The following is a 20406-nucleotide window of genomic DNA, read 5'->3' on the forward strand; positions in this document are numbered from 1 at the left end:
TGCGTGAGTCGACGGGCAACCCCCGCGCCATCAACGACTGGGACGTCAACGCCGTCAACGGCGTCCCGTCGAAGGGTCTGCTGCAGATGATCGACCCGACGTTCAAGGCGTACCACGTCGAGGGCACGTCCTGGGACATCTACGACCCGGTCGCCAACATCACCGCCGCCTGTAACTACGCGGCCGACAAGTACGGCTCGATGGACAACGTGAACTCCGCGTACTGATCCACGACAAGCAGCCGAACGGCACCGTGAGGGCGGTGGCACCCCTGAGGAAGGGGCGCCACCGCCCTCACGCATGTGCGGGGAGGAATGGACGGCCCCGGATGTGGCAAGCGGTGGAGAGACGACCGATGAACACCGGAGGCACGCGATGTTACGGAACACTTCGCCCCTGACAGCAGCCGCCACGGCCGCGGCGATAGCGGCGGTGGCCGCCCTCGGCGCCGCGGGAACCGCCGCGGCCGATCCGGCGGCCGCCGGGAGGACGCCGACCTGCGACGTCTCCGGCCTGCAGGCCTCGCTGTCGGACAAGGGCGGCCACCAGAACGGCATGTCCCACGAGGGGACCGTGCTGGTGCTGACGAACACGTCCGCCCGCACGTGCGCCCTGCGCGGCTACCCCGGCCTGCAACTGGAGGACGCCCGGCACAAGGCGGTCACGACGCACACCACCTGGGGAAGCACGTACTTCGTCCCCGACCCCGGCAAGAACACGCTCCTCATACGCCCCGGCGGTACCGCTGAGGCCGCGCTGGCGTGGGCGCACGCCGATGCCCCGCTCATGGTGCGGGCCGGCTACCTGCGGATCACACCGCCCGCCTCCCGCGGCTTCCTGACGATCCCGTTCGAGAAGACCGTGACGAACGGCGACCTGTCCGTCACGGCCTTCGCGCGCAGCATCGACGTCTCCTGACCACGCACGGACGCCGAGCGCCCCCTGTCACCGTCGACGTAAAGTGCCGGCGCCCCCTGTCACCGCCGGCGTGCCGGCCCGCGGGCGCGGCGCGCCGCGCCCGCCGAAAGGACACTCGTTCGGCGTAACACCCGGTGGGCCGTCCGGGGTAAGTGACTGGTGGTACCCCACGGGTATCGGCGGCGTCCCGGATCCGCGATGCTCGCTCCTGCGAGCACCCGGTCCGGCGTACGGCAACAGGGGGCGAGATGAGCACACCCGCAGCGATCCGCATTCTGCGCGGCACCGACCTGATGGACCTCTCCTTCGGCTTCCCCGGGCTGCGGCTCGACGACTCGGCGGGCAGGCGGCGGCTGGTCCGCGCGGATCCGCAGCGGGACGGGCTGCTGGTCGTCACCTTCGGTCCGCAGCACGTGGTGGAGCACGCGTTCAACGACCAAGTGCCGGGCGAATCCCGGGACCTGCCGGTGGACTCCCGGATCAGCGGCCGCAGCGTGCTGGTCTTCGAGGTCGGGCCGCAGGAGGCGATCGACTACACCGAGGACGGGCTGCTCGGCGCCATGGGCAGACTGCCCCTGCGCGTCGTCGACGCGGCCCGGGAACCCGAGCGGCCGCCCCTCACCGTGACCATCCGGCCCGCCGCCGCGGAGGGCGGTCCCGGCGAGGGCGCAGGTGCCCGGGACTCCACGGCCAGAACTCTCGCCCTCGTACGCCTGCTGCGCACCACCGCCGAACTCACGGCGCGCTACGGCCTGCAGCCCACACGCGAAGCCGCCGCCGCGGCAGGAGCGGTGATCGAGCCGTCCGGTGCCGGTGCCGGTGCCGACGTCGGCTCCTCCGAAGAGGCCGGCCACTCCGAGGAGGCGGTCGCCGCCGGCCCCCAGGATCCGCTCGCCGACCCCGACCACCCCGCCACGGGCATCGAACTGCCCTACCGGCTCTACCTCTCGCCCTCCCAGAAGGGCCGCTGGATCCACCGCGGAGCGATCCCCGAGCCCGGACCGGGCGAGCGCGTCGAGCTGTGGCACACGAGGCTGGAGGGCACCAAGGTGCGTGCCCTGTGGGACCGGGAGGGCGGCCGGGGGCCCGGCCCCGTCGAACCCCCGCCCTTCCGGCAGGCGCTGCGGCCGGAGGACCGGCACGACATCGTCGACCTCACCTCCAACGCCGGTCTCCGGGGGCCCGGCGGGCAGCCCTACGTGCCCAGGCCCGTCGACGTGACCGTGCTGATGCTCTCGGCCGTCGGCGGCTGGCTGGACAGCCTCGGCACCTGGCCCGAACGTCCCGTGGGCATCTCGCTGTCGGAGTGGCGCAACCGCACGTCGATGGGGCGGGACCACTACGTCAGGGTGATGCGGGAGGGGTACCTGTGCCCGTTCGGGCACAAGGCGGTCCTCGTCACGGTCACCGAGCGCAAGTTCGACGACCCCCGCGCCGCCTATCTCGACCAGCGCGAATTCGTCGTGGTCCGCGAGCCCCTCCGCACGTACGACCCCTCGGTTCCCCTGCCGGGCAGCTCCGATCCGGCCGCCCCGCTGACGAACATGCTGTTCCCGTTCCGCAGCGTGCGCGTCGACACGGTCGTGACGCCCGACATCGTCCCGCCCGCGGACCGCAAGAAGTTCTTCCCCGCGACGCGGACAGAGACCCCGTTCCGGTTCGCCGTCACGGCGGTGGACCACAGCGGGCGGATGGTGGAATTCCGTACGCCGCTGCAGTTCCTCGACGAATCCAAGGCGTCGGGCAGCGAACTCGCCCGCGCCGTGGACGAGTACAACGCCCTGGACCGGAGCCCGCCCACCGCCGCCACCCCCGCCGCGGCCGTCGAGGTCCCCACCCTCAGCGGCGCCGACCTGCTCGGGCAGACCGTGGCGCTCGCGCCCACGCAGCGGGCCGACGACACGAGCCTCGACGTGGCGCAGATGGTGTGGGGCATGGCGGCCCCGCCCGCCCTCGCCGACCCCGCCCCGGCCGATCCGGCCCGCTCGAAGGCCGCCCAGTTCCTTCCGCAACTCCGCTGGGCCCACGCCACCGTGCCCGCGGTCAAGGCGCTCGCCGGCGGGGACGCCACCGTCCCCGTGGCCTACGCCAAGCGCTACGCCCTCTCCGGCTTCTCGCAGACCGCCGACCCCGTCCGCCTGCCCAACAAGGGCCAGGTCTTCCTCAGCCTGCTCACGCCCACCGGCAATCCGCTCACGATGGACTTCCAGCGGCAGAGCGACCGCTCGGGCGGGCTCTCGGCGCCCAGCATCGCCGTGGCGGGGCTGTCACGCCTGACGGGCCCCGTGTCCGGCGTCGCGGACGCCCTCCACACGGATCCCCTGGACCTCATCGCGAACGGCACCTTCCAGCCGGACAAGTACTTCCGTCCGCTGGACCTGATCGACAAGCTCGGCCCCAGGCTGCTCGGCCTGATCCCGCTCGCCCAGGTGATCAAGCTCGTGGACACGCTGGACAAGCCCCTGAAGGTGCCGAACTTCTTCACCGAGACCATCACCGCCGTCACCGGCTTCCTCTCCGACCTCCAGCGCGTCCGCGAGCTCATCACCCACGAGATCGACCGCTACCCGGCCGCCGCGCGCCGCGTCGCCGACACCGCGGAGGCGTTCGTCAGGACCGTCGGCGACTTCATCGAGCAGCGGCTCCCCGGGCGCACCGCACCGCCCACCACCTCGATGCAGGACGTCGACAACGCCTTCAACGCCTTCAGCGCCGCCCTGACCGACCTCCTCAACGCCCTGCCCGCCGACGCCGACCCCGGGGTGCGCGCCCTGCTGGCCCGCGTGCAGCAGCAGGTCGCGACCTGGACCACCGGCGCCGGACAGGCGGTCGCGCTCCGCGACGCCGTGCAACGCGCGGCCCAAGGCGCCAAGCTGCCCGAGACGGTCAACGCCCGGCTGGAGTGGAACCCCGGGATCCAGCAGTTCCCGGCGACCGACCCCGTCTTCGTCCCCGAGCCCGGCGGCCGCTTCTCGATCGTCGTCGACGTCCGCGGATCGCTGCGCTCCGACCTGACCGTGGGCGCGGACATCACCTGCAGCCTGGAGAAGTTCAGCCTCCTGCTGATCCCGCCGCCCTTCCGGGTCCTCAAACTGACCTTCAAACACGTCCGCTTCGGCATGCGCGCAGGCAAGAAGCCCGACATCGACGTCGTCCTCGACAGCATCGACTTCATCGGCCCCCTCTCCTTCGTGCAGACCCTGCGCCGGCTCATCCCCGTCGACGGCTTCAGCGACCCGCCGGGCATCCAGGTCACCCCCTCGGGCATCACCGCCCGCTACGCCCTGCCGCTGCCCAACCTCGCCATCGGCGTCTTCAGCCTGGAGAACATCCGCCTGGGCGCCTACCTCGATCTGCCGTTCATCGGCCGCACGGTCGAGATCGGCTTCTTCTTCTGCACCCGCCAGGCGCCGTTCCGGCTCACCGTCTCGCTCCTCGGCGGCGGGGGCTTCTTCGGCATCGTGCTGACCCCGGAGCGGGTGGCCGTGCTGGAAGGCGCCCTGGAGTTCGGCGCCGCGCTGTCGATGAACTTCGGCGTCGCGAGCGGCAGCCTGTCGGTGATGGCGGGCATCTACTACCGCCTGGAGCTCGATACGGGCGAATCCCGGCTGACGGGCTACTTCCGGGCCCGGGGCGAGGTCGACATCCTCGGCATCGTCTCCGCCTCCATCGAGATCTGCCTGGAGCTCACCTTCGAGCCGCCGAACACGGTCTCCGGACGCGCCCGGATCTCCGTCAGCGTCCACATCGGCTTCTGGTCGCAGTCGGTCACGATCGAGTGCGAGAAGCGGTTCGTGGGCTCCGGGAACTCCCTCACCCCGCTGACCGCGGACAGCGTGGAGGCGGCCGGCGCCGGCCGCCCGGTCACCTTCGCCGAGATGATGGCGCCCTACACCGACCCGGTCACCGGCGCCCGCCGCGACCCCGTCGCCGAGTACTGCACCGCCTTCGCGGAAGTGAGCTGAGCCATGCCCGAGACGATCCGGTGGACAGTACTGCCCGACGGGACCGCAGCCGACGGAAGGCTCCGGCTGACCGTCCTCGTCAGCCCGCGCCTGACCGGAGGCGACACCCTCAAGTCCTTCCCCGGCTTCAAGGACGACTGGCCGAAGACCCTGCGCGGTTACGCGGCCGCCCTCCAAGTGGAGTTCCAGGGCCCCGGCGGGACCTCCGTGACCGTGCCCACCCAGCCGCAGACCGACCGCTACCCGCCGGCCGACAGCGCCCTGTGGCCGAAGCTGTTCGGCCCCGACACGAAGGTGAGCCCGCCGCCCGGCGCCCTCGCCGCCGCGCCCGCCGGGCCGCCCACGCTGCGCTCGTTCCCCAGCAGGGCCGTCCACGAGCAGATCACCGCGCTGTACGAGGCGGCGGCGACCGCCACGGCCCACCGGCGGGCTTTCCCGGACACCGGCTCTGGACAGCAGCTCGGCGCGGCCGCGACGGCCACCGGGTCTTCGGCCACCGGGTCTTCGACGGCCGGCGCCCCGGCCGCCGAGGCTTTGGCCGCCGAGGTTCCGGGGAGCTGGGACCACCCGCGGACACAGGACCTCACCGGCAACCTCACCCGGACCGTCCGGTCCTTCTCCAGCGACGTCGCCACCCTCTACGGGCGGCTCGACCAGCTGATCCAAGGGACGTCCGGCGGCGGAGACCCGCACGCCGCCCCGGCCCCCGACCCGTACAGGCCGCTGTGCATGGACCGCACCCGGCCGGAGTACAAGGGCGACCAGGCCCTGCTCGGCCTCGCCGAGATGTACCGCTTCTACGACCGCGCGACACCCGCGAAGCCCGCCGTACCACCGGCCCGGCAGGCCGGGGACGCCCCCGCCGCGCCGCCCCCTCCGCCTCCGCCGCCCCCTCCGCCGCCCACGGTGCCCGACCTCGACTTCCACGCGGCCTGCGCCCTCCTCGCCGACTACCCGGAACTCCTGCGCCGCTTCGGCCTCGCCCTCGACCTCCTGGTCACGCCTCCGGCCGGGCTCGCCGACCAATGGCAGGCCCGGGTGTCCTTCACCGCACCGCAGGAACAGCTCAACGCCGACAAGAAGCTGCGCCCGTGGACCGCGCTGCGCTACGCCGCGGGCCGGCGCTTCGAGGCGTACGCGGCCGACGACGGGCTCCACGGCCACCGGATGCTGAAGCTGGGCGTCGACGAGGTCCACACCCTCGACCTCGACGTGGACGGCGCCGCGATGAAGTACGTGGAGTTCTCCCGCATCGTCGACCAGGTGCTCACCGGCGTGAGCGACCCGGGCCACGCCGCCTCCGGCGAGCCCACCGCGCTGCCCGCCCTCCACGGCGCGGGCCTGACCGTCCTCTACGAGGGCCGCGACGCCTTCCTGGCCGACCAGATGGCGGCCGACGCCCATCACACGGCCGGAGTCGGCCCCGACGGCCGGCCGGTCGAAGCGGCCGTCCTCGACGCGGCCCACCTCGTCCGCGGCTACCGCGTCGACGTCGGCGTCGTCGACGCCGCCACGGGCCGCGTCACCACGTGGTACCCGCTGTGCGCCCGCACCGGCGACTACGCCATCAGACCGCCCGGCAAACCCGCCGTGCCCCTCACGGCGGCCCCTGACGAGGGACAGGTCAAGGCCACCGCCGTCACCGGGGACAAGACCGGCGCCAACCAGCTCTTCGTCCACCAGGCCCTGTTCGGCTGGCACGGCTGGGCCCTGGCCGCGCCGCCGCCCGGCCGGACCATCGGCGCCGACAACGAGCCACGGGTGCCCGACCCCGAGGTGTCGGACAGATTCCCGCTGGACGCCACGTTCCGGCCGACCCCCGGGACCCTGCCCGCCCTGCGCTACCGCCGCACGTACCGGCTGCGCGCCCGCCTGGTCGACCTCGCCGGCAACAGCCTCGCCCCCGGGGCCCCGGCCGTCGAGGGCACCGCGACCGACCCCGTCACCTACGCGCGCTGGGAGCCCGTACCGCCGCCCGCGATCGTGCCGAAGTGGCCTTTCCTGGAGGGCGAGTCCGAGCCGCGGCTGGTGATCCGCAGCACCGTCGACGAGCAGGGCGCGCCCATGTCGCCCTTCGCATGGGCGGCGCGGAGGAACGGCGAAGTGCCCGACCACGGCCCGGGCGACCCCTTCGAGGGCCCCGACCGGCGCTACCGCTCCTTCGACGAACGGCACATCAGCCCGCCCAAGACCTCCCTGCTCATGGCCGAGCAGCACGGGCAGTACGACGGCGTCTTCGGCCCCGGCAAACCCGCCGACGTGCGCAGCGAGTACTTCGCCGCCGCCTCCCGCGAGGACGGCACCTACCTCGACACGGTCGTCCGCCTCGCCGAGAACCCGCGCGTCACCCGCGACCTGAAGGCCGCCCACGCCATCCACGTTGTCAAGCACAACCCGCACGACACCTCGGCCCTCACCCAGCTGCCCGTGGCCCGCGGCAGCGGCCTCAAACAGGGCGAGTACGTCATCCACAGCGCCGACCAGCTCCTCCTGCCCTACCTGCCCGACGTCCTGGCGCGCGGCGTCTCGCTGCGCGGGCTGCCGGGCGCGCGCCCCAACGAGACGTACGAGTTCACCGGGCCCTGGCCGCAGGCACGGCCCCTGCGGCTGAGGATCGAGGAGGGCAACGGCCCGCCGGCCGCCGGGGCCGGCGGCGTCGTGACCGTCTTCCTGCCCAAGGGCGAGACCGCGACCGTCCGCATGAGCTGCCGGGTCGACGCCGCCGACCTCGACCTCTTCCGCGCGTGGCGGATCCTGACCGGATCGGCCCTGTGGAACGACCCCGTGCGGCTGCCGCAGCCGAAGAAGGAGGAGCTGACGGCCGCGGCCGCCGCCGGCGAGAACTGGATGATCACCCCGTGGGTGGACGTCACCCTCGTGCACGCCGTGGAACGGCCCCTGGAACCCCCGGTGCTGGGCGACCTGACGTTCTCCCGCAGCGCGGGCCAGACCTTCGCCCAGCTCACCGGGGCCCTGCGCACCCATGCCAAGAGCACCGGGCGGGTCGGCCTCGACGCCACGTGGACGGAGTGGCACGACGACGTCACCGAACCGGAGCCCCGGCAGATCAGCGGGCACGACCACGTCGGCGAGATCACCGTGGAGCCGTTCGACAACGACATCAGGCTCGGCGACTTCCGGCACGGCGACGTCCGCCACGAGTTCCGCGACACCCGGCACCGCAACGTCACCTACACCCCGACCGCGACCACCCGCTTCCGGGAGTACTTCCACCCGGCGATCACCGACCGGACCGAACTCATCACCAGCCGGGGGCCCGGCAGCGCGGGGCCCTCCGGCAACGGCTGGGCCGTGCCCTCCACCCGCCGCCCCGAACCACCGGTGATCAGCCACGTCGTGCCCACCTTCGGCCGGCAGCGCACCGTCGACCACACCCTCCACCGCGTCACCCGGACCCGCCGGCACGCCGGCGTCCGCGTCTACCTCAGGCGCCCCTGGTTCTCCTCCGGCGACGACGAACTCCTCGCCGTCGTCCTCGACCCCGGCAGCCGGCTGCCCGCCGAACTGGTCACCCGCTGCGGCACCGACCCCGTCTGGGCCGACGACTCCGTCCTGCCCCGCCTGAGGCCGGGCAACTTCCCCAACGCCGAACGCGCCGCCACCGGCGTACTCGCCGAGCAAGTCGGCGACGCCCCCGTGACCGTCCCGCTGGCGCTCTTCCCGCCCGCCTTCGACCCGCGGACCGGGCTCTGGTCCTGCGACATCGACGTCGACCTCGGCGACCTCGCCGACAGCCCCGCCTACTTCCCGTACGTGCGCCTGGCCCTCGCCCGCTACCAGCCCTGCTCCCTCGACCCCCTGCACATGTCGAAGGTCGCCCTCTCCGAGTTCGTCCAGCTGCTGCCGGACCGCACCGTCACCGCCGCCATGGCGGCCACCGGCAACCAGATCCACCTCGAACTGACCGGGCCCGCCGCCCCCAACGCCCTCGGCGCGCTCGCGGGCACGGGCCAGGCCGCGATGGCGGCCAGCCGCCGCGTCGCCGCCACGGTGCAGAAGCGCGGCCGCGGCGCCGGCGACCTCGACTGGGCCGCCGCCACGCCGGCCCTGGAACTGACCTGCACCGCCCGCGGCACCGGCTTCGCCTGGACCGGCGACATCACCCTGCCGGCCACGGCCCTGTTCACCGACTACCGCCTCCTCATCGAGGAACACGAGACCTACCTCACCGACCGCGCCACGGCCACCGGCACGGTCACGGCCGGCGGGGCCGCGCGCCCTGTGGCGCGCCGGCTCGTCCACGCCGACTACTTCGGCCTGACCGTGTCGCTGCTCGGCCGGATCGTCCTGGAGGAGTGAACCGTTCCGGAAGGGTGCGGGGGAGGGGAGGCCGTCCAGGGGGAGTTCAGCCGGCTCCGGATCGCCTCCGCCGTCGTGGGCGCATGCTCCTCGTTCATGCTCCAGTGGTCGCCGGGGACCGTCACGGTGACGTGAGGTGACGGCCAGGAGGCCGCGGGGAACTCCGGGAGCCGTTCCGCGGCGCGGACCAGCAGCGTGGGGACGTCCGCCGGCTCCGGGCGCCAGCCTCGGGTCATCCGGGTGTAGGCGCCCAGGGCGGCCATGGACAGGTCGTCCACGGCGGTGTCGAAGGCCTCGCCCATGCCCAGAGCGAGGCGGGCGAGCATGCCGGACAGCCACGGCTCGGCCTCCCGCTCCGGGGTCACCTGGTAGGTGTCGACGATGACGAGGCCGGCCGGCGGCCTGCCCGTGGCGGCGAGCCGCGCGGCCACCGAGTGCGCGGGGCAGCCGCCCATCGAATAGCCGAGGACGACGTACGGACGGTCGCCGATACGCCTGCGTACGGTGGTGGCGTGCAGGTCCACGAGGGTCTGCCAGTCCCGCGGGACGGCCTCCCCGGCGGTGACCCCGGGGTGCCGGAGTTCGACGACATCCCGCTCACCGGCGAAGCAGGAGGCCAGCGCCCCGTACCAGGACGCGCCGATGACGGGCGAGAAGCCCGGCAGGCACACGAGCAGCGGACTGCCGCCGCCTTCCGCCAGTTCGAGCGGCGCGAGCGCGTGCTGCGCACCGGCGGCGCGGTCGAAGACGGGGACGGCGAGGGAAGCGGTCATCAGCAGGCGCATCGCCGCGACGGCGTCACCCGCCTCGCACACCCGCCGGTAGAGGGAGGCGAGGGTCTGCCGCGGGCGCGCCGCCCCGCGCGGGGCGGCAGGAGCTGCGGCGGGTGCCGCTGTGGCGACGGCGCTTTCGGTGGCGGTCCCTTTGGTGGCTGTCCCTTCGGTGGCGGCCTCTTCGGTAGTGGTCTCTGCGGTAGTGGTCTCTTCCGGCAGGGCCGGGGCGAGCTCCTCGTACAGGCGGCCGGCCAGCTCCGCCGCGCTGGGATGGTCGAACGTGACGGTCGCGGGCAGCGGCAGCCCGGTCAGCAGGCCCAGCCGGTTGCGCAGCAGCACTCCCGTCAGGGAGTCGAAACCCAGCTCCGTGAAGGGTCGTCCGTCAGCAACAGCGGACGCCTCCGGATGCCCGAGTACGGCGGCGACCTCCGCGCGGACCAGCTCCAGGAGGGTGGGAGCCCGGTCGGGCACGGGCAGCGCCGCGAGCTTGTCGCGCCACGCACCGGCCGCGTCCGCAGGCCCGTCGCCCGGCCTCTCGCCTTCGGACTGTGCGGCGACGGGGCGGGCCGCGCGCACCAGCCCTCGCAGCGGCGGTGGAACGGGCGGCCCGGCGGGGGAGGGCGGCCGGGAACGGTTCAGCAGGAGCGGGGCGAGCACCGGCTCGCCGCTGCCCAGCGCGGCGTCGAACATCGCCAGCCCCTGCGCGGGCGACACCGCGCTCAGCACGCCGTTGCCGTGCTGCTCGCCGCTGGGGTGGTTGGTGCGTGCTGCCATGCCCTCCCCCTCCGCCCACGGCCCCCAGACGAGGCAGAGCGCGGGGAGGCCGCGAGCGGCGCGGTGCTGCGCGAGGCCGTCCAGGAAGGAGTTCGCCGCGGCGTAGCCGGCCTGGCCCGGGTTGCCCAGCAGCCCGGCCGCCGAGGAGAACAGGACGAAGTGCGCCAGCGGCAACTGCCGCGTCAGCTCGTGCAGATGCCAGGCCGCGTCCGCCTTCGGCCGCAGCACCGCCGCCAGCCGCCCGGGTGTCAGCCCCTCCAGCACACCGTCGTCCAGGACCCCGGCGGCGTGCACGACGGCGGTCAGCGTGGGTGCGTACGCCCGGACCACGGTGGTGAGCCGGTCACGGTCGGCTGCGTCGCAGGCGAGGACGTCCGCGCGGGCGCCCGCCTCGCCGAGCACGGCCTGCAGCCGCTGCGCGCCCGGGGCCCGCAGGCCATGACGGCTGAGGAGGACCAGGTGCCGGACGCCGTGCCGGGCGACCAGGTGCCGCGCGAGCAACCCGCCGAGGGCCCCGGTGCCGCCGGTGATCAGCACGGTGCCGTCGGCCAAGGCCGTCCGGGTGCCGGCGCCGTGTGCCGTCAGGCGAGGGGCCCTCACCGCGCCTGCGGCGAGGGCGAGCTGCGGCTCGCCGGTGGCGAGGGCCGCGGGCAGCAGCCGAAGGGACCCGGGTCGTCCGTCGGTGTCCACGAGCACGATCCGCCCGGGGTACTCCGCCTGTGCCGAACGCACCAGGCCCCATACGGCGGCAGCGGGCAGATCCGGCACGCGCGCGGTGGCGTCCCGCGTCACCACGACGAGACGCGCGCCGGGCGCCGCCGGGGCGGACAGCCGTTCCTGCAGAAGAGCGAGGGCCCGCGCGGTCAAGGCGTGGGTGTCCGCGACCGGACCGGCGCCGGGGGACGGGGCGGAGAGGGAGACGACGACCGTGGCCGGGACGGTCTCCGGTGGGTACGGGGGCGGGCCGGGGAGTACGGAGCGCAGGCCGAGATCGTCGGGCGCGGCTACGGAGAAGGCCGGTGCCGTCGCTTCCGGTGCCGTCGTTTCCGATGCCTGCACCATTCCAGGGGCTTGCCCGCTGCCGGTGGGCAGGGCGACCCACCGCGGGGCGTACAACTCGCCGGTCCGGCCGGCGGCCGTGGCTTCGGCTTCGGACGGCCCCCGCACCGGCCGCGTGGTCAGGGAGTCCACCCGGGCCACCGGCCTCCCCGCGGGGTCGGCGAGATCCACCGTGACGGTGTCCGCCCCGGAGGCGCGGATCCGTACGCGCAACGCCGTCGCGCCGACGGCGTACACGCGCACGCCCCGCCAGGCGAACGGCAGCCGGGCGGGCCCGCCGCCGCCCGGTTCAGCGAGGAGCGCGGCATGCAGGGCGCAGTCCAGCAGGACCGGATGGATGCCGTACCGCCCGGCGCCGTCCCCGGCATCCTCCGGCAGCCGTACCTCGGCGAACACCTCGCCGTCCGGCCCCTTCCAGAGGGCTGTGACCCCCCGGAAAGCGGGCCCGTAGGCGTAGCCGGCAGCGGCCAGGCGCTCGTAGGCACCGGTGAGTTCCACGGGCACGGCACCCGGGGGCGGCCAGGCGCCGGCGGCCTTCCCCGGATCCCCGTCGAGACGTTCGCCGGCAGGGCGGCCGAGCCGCCCGGTCGCGTGGTGCGTCCAGGTGCCCAGAGCTCCCGTCTCCTCCGGACGGGAATGGACGTCGGCGGTGCGGTGGCCGGAGGCGTCCGGCTCCCCCAAGGTCACCTGCACCTGGACGCGGGCACCGCTGCCGGGCAGGGGCAACGGTGCCAGCTGGACGAAGTCCTCCAGCACCTCCGTCCCGCACGCGTCCCCCGCGTGGAGCGCCATCTCGGCGAACACGGCGGCCGGTACGAGCGGTTGCCCGGCGATGACGTGGTCACGCAGCCACGGCTGGGCCGCGGTGGACAACAGGCCGGTGCACAGCAGGCGTTCCGTGCCGGGCAGGGCCGTCGTATGCGTCAGCAGGGGGTGGCCCTGGGTGCCTTCCGCAGCGGGGGAAGCGGGGGAAGGGGCGGTGGGGCCGGACAGCCAGTAGCGCCGCCGCTGGAAGGGGTAGGTCGGCAGGTCCACCCGCCGGGCGCCGCTGCCCGCGTACACCCGCTGCCAGTCCACCGGCAGACCGTGCACGTGCAGCCGCCCGAGCGCCGCCAGGACCGCGTCCGGCTCCCGCGCGCCGGATCGCACGGCGGCCGTGAACAGCCGTCCCCCGCCGGCGAAGGCGGCCGAGGCCGCCGCGGTGAGCTGCGCGTCGGGCCCGAGCTCCGCGAACGCGGTCACCCGCTCCTCGTCCACGAGCCGCCGTACGACGTCCCCGAACCGTACCGCTTCACGGGCGTGGCGCACCCAGTACGCGGCCGAGCGCAGGTCGTCCCCGGTGGCCGGCCGTCCGGTCAGCGCCGACATCACGGGGAGCCGCGGCGGCCGGTACGCCACCCGGGCCGCCACGCGCCCGAACTCGGCCAGCATCGGCTCCACCAGCGGGGAATGGAAGGCGTGAGCGGTCCGCAGCCGCACCGTACGGCGCCCGCGCGCGGCGAAGCGAGCCGCGACGGCGAGCACGGCCGTCTCCTCCCCGGAGAGGACCACCGACCGCGGACCGTTCACGGCGGCCACCGCGACCCGGCCGCCCGGCCCTGCTGAAACCTCCAGCGACCCTGAAGTCTCCAGTGCCTCCAGGGCTTCCTGCTCGGAGGCGTCGACCGCCACCATGGCCCCGTTCCCCGGCAGCCTGCGCATCAGCCGGCCCCGCGCCGCGACCAGCGTCACCGCAGCCTCCTCCGACAGGACGCCCGCCACGTGCGCTGCCCCCACCTCGCCCACGGAGTGCCCGGCCACGACGTCCGGCCGTACGCCCCACGACTCCAGCAGCCGGAACAGCGCCACTTCGAAGACGAACAGACCCGCCTGCGCGAAGTCGGGACGCTCCAGCAGCGCGGCATCGCCGCAGCCCTCCTCCGCCCACAGCACGGCGCGCAGGGGCCGCCCGAAGCCCTTGGACTTGGCCTCGGCCTCTGCGCGATCGCCGTCCTCCGCCTCCTCGCTTTCCTGCGCTTCTTCGGCATCGAACCGTTCGCAGAGCGCGTCGAAGGCGGTGGCGAAGGCAGGGAAGGCACCGTGCAGCTCCCGCCCCATGCCGGGCCGCTGCGCCCCCTGGCCGGTGAACAGCAGCGCGAGCCGCCCCGGGGAAGCCGGCTCTTCCACGGCGCCGGCCTCGCCGAGCGCGTCCAGCGCGCTCAGCAGTGCCCCGCGGTCACCCGCCGGGACGGCCGCACGGTGCGTGAGTGCGGTCCGGGTCGTGGCCAGGGAGAACGCGATGTCCAGCGGGCGCAGCCGGGGCCGGCGCCGCAGCAGGGACGCCGTCCGGCGAGCCTGCGCGCGCAGGGCTTGCGGGTCGGCGCCCGACAGCACGAGCGGCGGCACCGCCTGCCACGGCTCGTGCTTCGACAGCTCCGGCTTCTGAAGCCCCTGCTTCCGAAGCTCCGCTCCGGCGCTTTCCTCGGTGCCCCCCTGAGCGACTTCCTGAGGGACCTCCTCCAGGATGACGTGGGCGTTGGTCCCGCCGATGCCGAACGCCGACACCCCGGCCCGGCGGGGCATGCCGGGGACAGGCCGCCACTCCTCCTCCTGCACCGGCAGCCGTACCCCGCCCCGCGACCAGTCCACGTGCGGCGACGGCTCATCGCAGTGCAGGATGCGCGGCAGCCGCCCGTGGCGCATCGCCTGGACGGTCTTGATGACGCCGCCGACCCCGGCGGCGGCCTGGCTGTGCCCGAGGTTGGACTTGAGCGCGCCGAGCCACAACGGCCGGTCACCGGGCCGCGCCCGCCCGTACACGGCCTGCAGCGCGCGGGCCTCCACCGGGTCGCCGAGGGCCGTGCCGGTGCCGTGCGTCTCGACGGCGTCGATGTCGGACGGGGACAGCCCGGCGTCGGCCAGCGCCCGGCGGATCACCTGCTGCTGGGCCGGGCCGCTGGGCGCGGTCAGCCCGTTGGAGGCGCCGTCGGAGCCGACGGCCGAGCCGCGGAGCAGGGCCAGGACCGGGTGGCCGTTGCGCCGCGCGTCGGACAGCCGCTCCAGCAGCACCACTCCCGCGCCCTCGGCCCAGGCGGTGCCGTCCGCCGAGGCGGCGAACGGTTTGCACCGGCCGTCCGGCGCCAGGCCGCGCAGCCTGCTGAACGCGACGAACGGCACCGGCGTGGCCATCACGGTGACGCCCCCGGCGACGGCCAGTGAGCACGCGCCGGAGCGCAGCGCCCGTGCGGCCTGGTCCATCGCCACCAGCGACGACGAGCAGGCGGTGTCCAGCGTGACGGCCGGCCCGTGCAGGCCCAGCGTGTACGCGACGCGGCCGGACGCCACGCTGCCGGCCGAGCCGAGCGCGAGGTGCGCTTCCAGGGCGTGCGGGCCGTGGTGCAGGAAGCGGGCCGCGTAATCGTCGTGCATCACGCCGACGAAGACGCCGGTGTCGCTGCCGCGCAGGGTCGCGGGATCGATGCCCGCCCGTTCCCAGAGCTCCCACGTGGTCTCCAGCAGCAGCCGCTGCTGCGGGTCCGTGGCCAGCGCCTCGCGCGGGGACATGCCGAAGAACGCGGCGTCGAAGTCGGCGGCCCGGCGCAGGAAGCCGCCGCGGCGGGTGACGGAGGTGCCGAGCCGGTCCGGGTCGGGGGAATGGAGGGCTTCGAGGTCCCAGCCGCGGTCCCCGGGGAAGTCCGAGGTCGCGTCGGCCCCGTCCGCGACGAGTTGCCACAGCTCCTCGGGGGAGGTGACGTCCTTCCCCGGGCCCGGGTACCGGCACGCCATGGCGACGATGGCCACGGGCTCCTGCGCGGGCGTGCGCGCTCCACTGCCGGTGGTACGGGCCGAAGGCGTTGCGGAGGGTGCGGGTGATTCAAGTGACGCAAGTGACGCAAGTGATGCAGGTAAGGGACTGCTGCCGGGCAGCAGCGCAGACTGCAGGAATCCCGCCGCGGCGGCAGGCGTCGGGTGGTCGAAGACCAGGGTGACCGGCAGCTCCAGCCCGGTCGCCGCGCCGAGCCGGTCGCGCAGCAGCACGCCCTGGAGCGACGTGAACCCCAAGGCGGTGAACGGCCGGTCCGGGGTCAGGTCCTGCACGGGCGCGCCGCCCGCGTCCTCCGTCGCCGCGAGAACGAGGCGCAGGACGGCGTCGTACCGCGCGGACGGCGCCAGGCCCTGCAGGCGCCGGCCCAGCGCGGCCGCGGCGTCCTTGCGGGCCGCCGACATCCGCTCGGTCAGCCGGCGTGCCAGTGCCGGGCGGTCGGTCTTGCCGGTGGCGGTACGGGGCACGGCGCTCGTTTCGAACACCTCGTCGGGCACCTTGAAGTCCGACAGCCGCTCCCGGCACGCGGCGCGGATCCGGTCCGCGTCGACGCCTTGCGCGCCGGGGACCACGAACGCGACCGGCACCTCGCCCAGCACGTCGTGCGGGCTGCCGATGACGGCCGCGTCCACGACTCCGGGGCAGGCGAGCAGCACCTGCTCGACCTCGACCGGGTTGATGTTCTCGCCGCCACGGATGATCAGCTCCTTGACGCGGCCCGTGACCCGCAGACCGCCGTGGCGGGTGCGGCGGCCGAGGTCTCCCGTGCGGAACCAGCCGTCCCTGAACGCCCGGGCGGTGTCGTCCGGGCGGCGGTGGTACCCGAGCATGAGGTTCGGGCCCCGGACCCAGATCTCCCCCTCCTCCGTGGCGGCCACGTCACCACCGCTCACGGGATCGGCCAGGCGCACCTCGACGCCGGGCAGGGGCGGGCCGGCGGAGCCGTCGTCCCGGGAGTCGCGGGAGCCGTCGAGCCGGGCGACCGCGATCTTCCCGCAGGTCTCGGTGCTGCCGTAGCCGTCGAGCAATGGAGCGCCCAGCACTTCCTCAACGTCCGCGCGCAGCGCCGGGGGACAGGGCGCGCCCGCGGTGGCGCACAGGCGCAGGCCGGGCCGCGGCCGCCGGCCCTCGCGCACGGCCTCCATCAGCAGGTGGTAGGTGGCGGGAACACCGGCCAGGACGGTGAACGCACCGTCGGCGAGAGCGTCCGCGACGCTCGCGCCCCGGTCCAGGAGGTGGGCGCTCGCCCCCACCGCGACGACTCCCAGCAGGCACAGGGAGAGTGCGTAGGCGTGGGAGACCGGCAGCGGCCACAGCAGCCGGTCCTGCGGCCCCAGCCCCCACAGCGGCGCGTAGGCCGCCGCCACCGACCACAGTCCGGCGTGCTGACTGCAGACCACGCCCTTGCTCCGCCCCGTGGTGCCCGACGTGTAGAGGATCCAGGCAGGCTCGTCCAGGCCCAGGTCGTCCCGCGGGGGCCGTCCGGGATCCGTCCGGGCGAGTTGCTCGAAGAGGTGCGCGCCCGCGGGCGGTGCGGCCGGGGCGGCACCCGTTCCCACGACCACGGTCAGCGGCGGCCCGGCTGCCGCCCGGGCGACCCGGGGCAGCAGCGTGTCCTCCGCGACGACCGCGACCGCGCCGCTGTCTCCGAGGAAATGGGCCAACTCCTCCTCCGCAGCCCCGGGATCGAGCAGGACTCCCACCGCCCCCGCCCGCAGCACCGCGAGAAGGCCCTCCGCCGTCTCCACCCGGTTGCCCAGCAGGAGCGCCACCCGCTCCCCGCGCCGCACCCCCAGCCGTACGAGATGACCGGCCAGCCGCGCCGTCCGCACCTCCAGCTCCCGGTACGTCACCCCACGCCGGGCATCCTGGAAGGCGGTCCTTCCCCCGGCCCGTGCCCCGTGCTCCCTGAGTAAACCGGGCACCGCACGGATCAACTCGCCGCGCACGTCCGCCATCCCCACCCACCTCTTCGGCCACCGGGTCGACTGCCATCGCTCGCGCCCGGACACCGTACCCAGCGGCCCCGGGCCGTGCCGCCCTGGAAGACGGACCTCCTTGGACCGGTACACGCACCGTCACCCTGAGTGCCGGATTTGCTGAATATAGCGATCGATGACATTTTCGTTCCGTTTGCGGCAATGCCTGGCGGGAAGCCTGGCAACGGGCGTTCAGGCGATGGGCGGGGGAGTGCGGTAGTGATGGGGCATCAGTTGCGGGTCGGTGCGGGCGTGGCGCTGGTGTGCGCGGCCGGACTGGCGCTGGCGGGCTGCGGCGGGGACGGCAAGGGGAGCAACGCCGACGGCTCGAAGTCGCCGGGCCGGAGCGCATCCCCTTCCCAGGCGGCCCCTTCGCAGGGAAACGGGAAGGGCGGCGGCCGTGACGTCCTGCCGGGCCTCCCGTCGGCGGGCGAGGCACGCAAGGAGCTCTCCGGCCTGACGGTGGCCAAGCCCCGCCCGATGACCGGCTACAGCCGCGACAAGTTCCCGCACTGGGCCCAGCAGGGCAACAAGTGCGACACCCGCGAGACGGCCCTGGAGCGCGACGGCCGGGACGTGAAGCGCGACGACCAGTGCCGGGCGGTGTCCGGCACCTGGCAGAGCTTCTACGACGACAAGACCTTCACCGCCGCCTCCCAGGTCGACATCGATCACATCGTGCCGCTGGCCAACGCCTGGCGCTCCGGCGCCGACCAGTGGACCACCGACCGGCGCAAGGCCTTCGCCAACGACCTCACGCACCCCCAGGTGCTGACCGTCTCGGCCGCGTCGAACCGCAGCAAGGGCGACCAGAGCCCGGACCAGTGGCAGCCTCCGTCGAAGGCCGCCTGGTGCGTGTACGGCCGGGCCTGGACCTCAGTGAAGTCCACCTACGGTCTGACCGTCACCGACGACGAGAAGAAGATGCTCACCACCATGCTGGACACCTGCACCTCCTGACCCCGGCCCTCATGCGACCTCCCGGAGGGCGTTCGTGGCGCAGTGCACCTCACCGCCGCCGAGATGGGCCCAGGAGAAGTTCTCCACCCAGTGGACGCGCACGCCACCGGTGGCCAGCGCCCGTTCGGCCTCCGCACGGAAGAGGTCGCGCCCACCGATCTGCGGCCCGTGCGGACTGGGGGCGGCGTAGTCGCGCGAGGTCAGGGACAGGCCGTTGGCGAGGGCGGGGGAGAGCGCTATGTGGCGCTTCGGCAGGCCCTCGCCCACGTCGGTCCTGAAGTAGAGCACCGGCAGCCGGACGATCTCCTGAGGCTTCAGCCCCGTTTCCCGCAGCAGCACTGACAGCTGCCCGTCGATGCGCCGGGCGGCATCCTCGTTGTCACCGGCGTGCTCCTCGTAGCGCAGGAACTGATCCACGGTCGGCTTGGCGTCGGCGACCGTGTCGGCGAAGAGGCGCTGCCCGCCCTCACCGGCCCGCCGGGCCTCCTTGAGCAGCTCCACGGCCTTGCGGGGATCGGAGACGGCCAGCGTCCAGCCGCGCGCATTGTTCGCCCGGACGACGTGGACGGTCTCGTCGACATGGCCGACCAGCAGCCAGGACGTGTCCAGCACGACCGGAGGCTGCTGCCCCTGGGCGGTGAGCATGCCCACGAACGACGGGTCGGGGCGGCGCTCCGCGCTGCTGCCGTAGAGGATCCGGCCCTGCGGATGACCGGCGTACGGCGGCAGGGACTCGAAGTTGCCCGTGAAGTTCAGCAGCTCGTCGACGTTCTTCCCGCGCTGCGCGGTGGGCGTGTACTGCTGGACCACGCCCACGCCGGGACCGCGCAGGTCGCGGTAGAGAAGCCGGCCCGCCCGGCGCAGGCTCGCGGAACGGCCGTCGGCAGAGGTCCAGTAGTTGGGGGAGCGCAGCAGGATGCGCAGGGTCTGCGGGCCGCGGGGCGTCGGCCTGGTGGCGTATCCCGGCTCGGCGATGTCCTGCCGCCAGATGTCACGCCACCACTGCGAGGTGCCGGGCTGGAAACGCAGCCCGCTGTCCGGCAGACCGGACTCCTTCGCCGCCTTGCGCAGGGAGCCCGCGAACTCCTGCCACTGCCCCGGAGGCCGCTTCGCGGCCGGGACCTCGACGGGCTGCCCCTCGCCCGGCCCGGGGGCCGCGGCGAAGACGTGCTGCGCGCGCTGCAGGTCGTGCTGCAGCAGCACCGGTGCCACGTGCAGGTCCGCACGGGCGGACCGCGTGACCCCGTGCTCCGCCACGGACAGCGTCACCTCGATCCGGCCGTCCCAGCGCTTCGGATCGCGCACGATGTCACGGGCCTCCACGGCCAGCCTCACCCCGCGCCGCAACTCCTCCGCGCCGAGCCGCCCGTCGGACCCCAGCGAGACGTACTTTCCGTCGCGTACGGCGAAGACGCGCGCGTAGGGACTGTGGGCGGCCGGCAGGGAGACCCTGGCCCGGGCACCCCCGCCCACGGCCATGGGCGCCACGGTCAGCGGGGTGAGGTCCTCGGCGTCCTCGGCGCCGTTGACCACGTCGTCGGCGGCGTCATTGCACGCGGCCAGCCGCTCGTCGACGGCCACGTCCAGCCGGTCCAGATCGTCCGGGCGCATGGTGCAGCGACGCGCGTCATCATCGAGATTCGGCAGCACGACCGAACCCTCGGGCATGCGCAGCTCGGGCCGCGCGGACAGCGAAAGGGACCCCGAAGCGGACTGGGCGCCGGCCGGAGACACCAGCGCGCCGGCGACCGCCGTACAGGCCAGCACGCCGGCCAGGGAGGTCCGTGTGAGCAGTGGTCTTTTCATGCCTTTTACTCTGGCGCCGCCGGGCACCGCGCCGCATCGGCCGACGGGTG

General features: G+C 74.2%; 7 protein-coding genes. 5 read left to right on the top strand and 2 right to left on the bottom strand.

What is annotated here, in order from left to right:
- From ACOTKD_RS36860 to ACOTKD_RS36875, 4 genes are all read left to right on the top strand, one after another.
- A partial coding sequence (locus ACOTKD_RS36860) for a transglycosylase SLT domain-containing protein (RefSeq protein WP_424892743.1) occupies positions 1–227 on the top strand: 227 nt, incomplete at its 5' end.
- A gap of 148 nt (positions 228–375) precedes the next feature.
- A complete protein-coding gene (locus ACOTKD_RS36865; protein ID WP_424893371.1) occupies positions 376–918 on the top strand; it encodes a DUF4232 domain-containing protein in 543 nt (180 codons plus the stop codon).
- A 248-nt stretch (positions 919–1166) separates the two neighbouring features.
- Positions 1167–4883, top strand: coding sequence for a hypothetical protein (locus ACOTKD_RS36870; RefSeq protein ID WP_424893372.1), 3717 nt, complete (start codon positions 1167–1169; stop codon positions 4881–4883).
- A gap of 3 nt (positions 4884–4886) precedes the next feature.
- Positions 4887–9203, top strand: coding sequence for a hypothetical protein (locus ACOTKD_RS36875; protein ID WP_424893373.1), 4317 nt, complete (start codon positions 4887–4889; stop codon positions 9201–9203).
- Here the strand turns inward: ACOTKD_RS36875 and ACOTKD_RS36880 are convergent.
- On the bottom strand, positions 9152–17569 hold the full coding sequence (locus tag ACOTKD_RS36880) for a type I polyketide synthase (RefSeq protein WP_424893374.1): 8418 nt from the start codon (positions 17567–17569) through the stop codon (positions 9152–9154). The genes ACOTKD_RS36875 and ACOTKD_RS36880 overlap by 52 nt on opposite strands.
- A gap of 243 nt (positions 17570–17812) precedes the next feature.
- Between ACOTKD_RS36880 and ACOTKD_RS36885 the strand changes: the two genes are divergently transcribed.
- Positions 17813–18550 carry an HNH endonuclease family protein gene (locus tag ACOTKD_RS36885; protein ID WP_424893375.1) on the top strand — a complete coding sequence of 246 codons (738 nt, stop codon included), beginning with the start codon at positions 17813–17815 and terminating at the stop codon, positions 18548–18550.
- A 9-nt stretch (positions 18551–18559) separates the two neighbouring features.
- Here ACOTKD_RS36885 and ACOTKD_RS36890 read toward each other — a convergent pair whose 3' ends face one another.
- Positions 18560–20356 carry a protein-arginine deiminase family protein gene (locus ACOTKD_RS36890; protein ID WP_424893376.1) on the bottom strand — a complete coding sequence of 599 codons (1797 nt, stop codon included), beginning with the start codon at positions 20354–20356 and terminating at the stop codon, positions 18560–18562.
- Between the last annotated feature and the right edge of the window lie 50 nt (positions 20357–20406).

It is taken from the genome of Streptomyces sp. XH2 (assembly GCF_049725035.1).
In the GTDB taxonomy this organism is placed as follows: domain Bacteria; phylum Actinomycetota; class Actinomycetes; order Streptomycetales; family Streptomycetaceae; genus Streptomyces; species Streptomyces roseoverticillatus.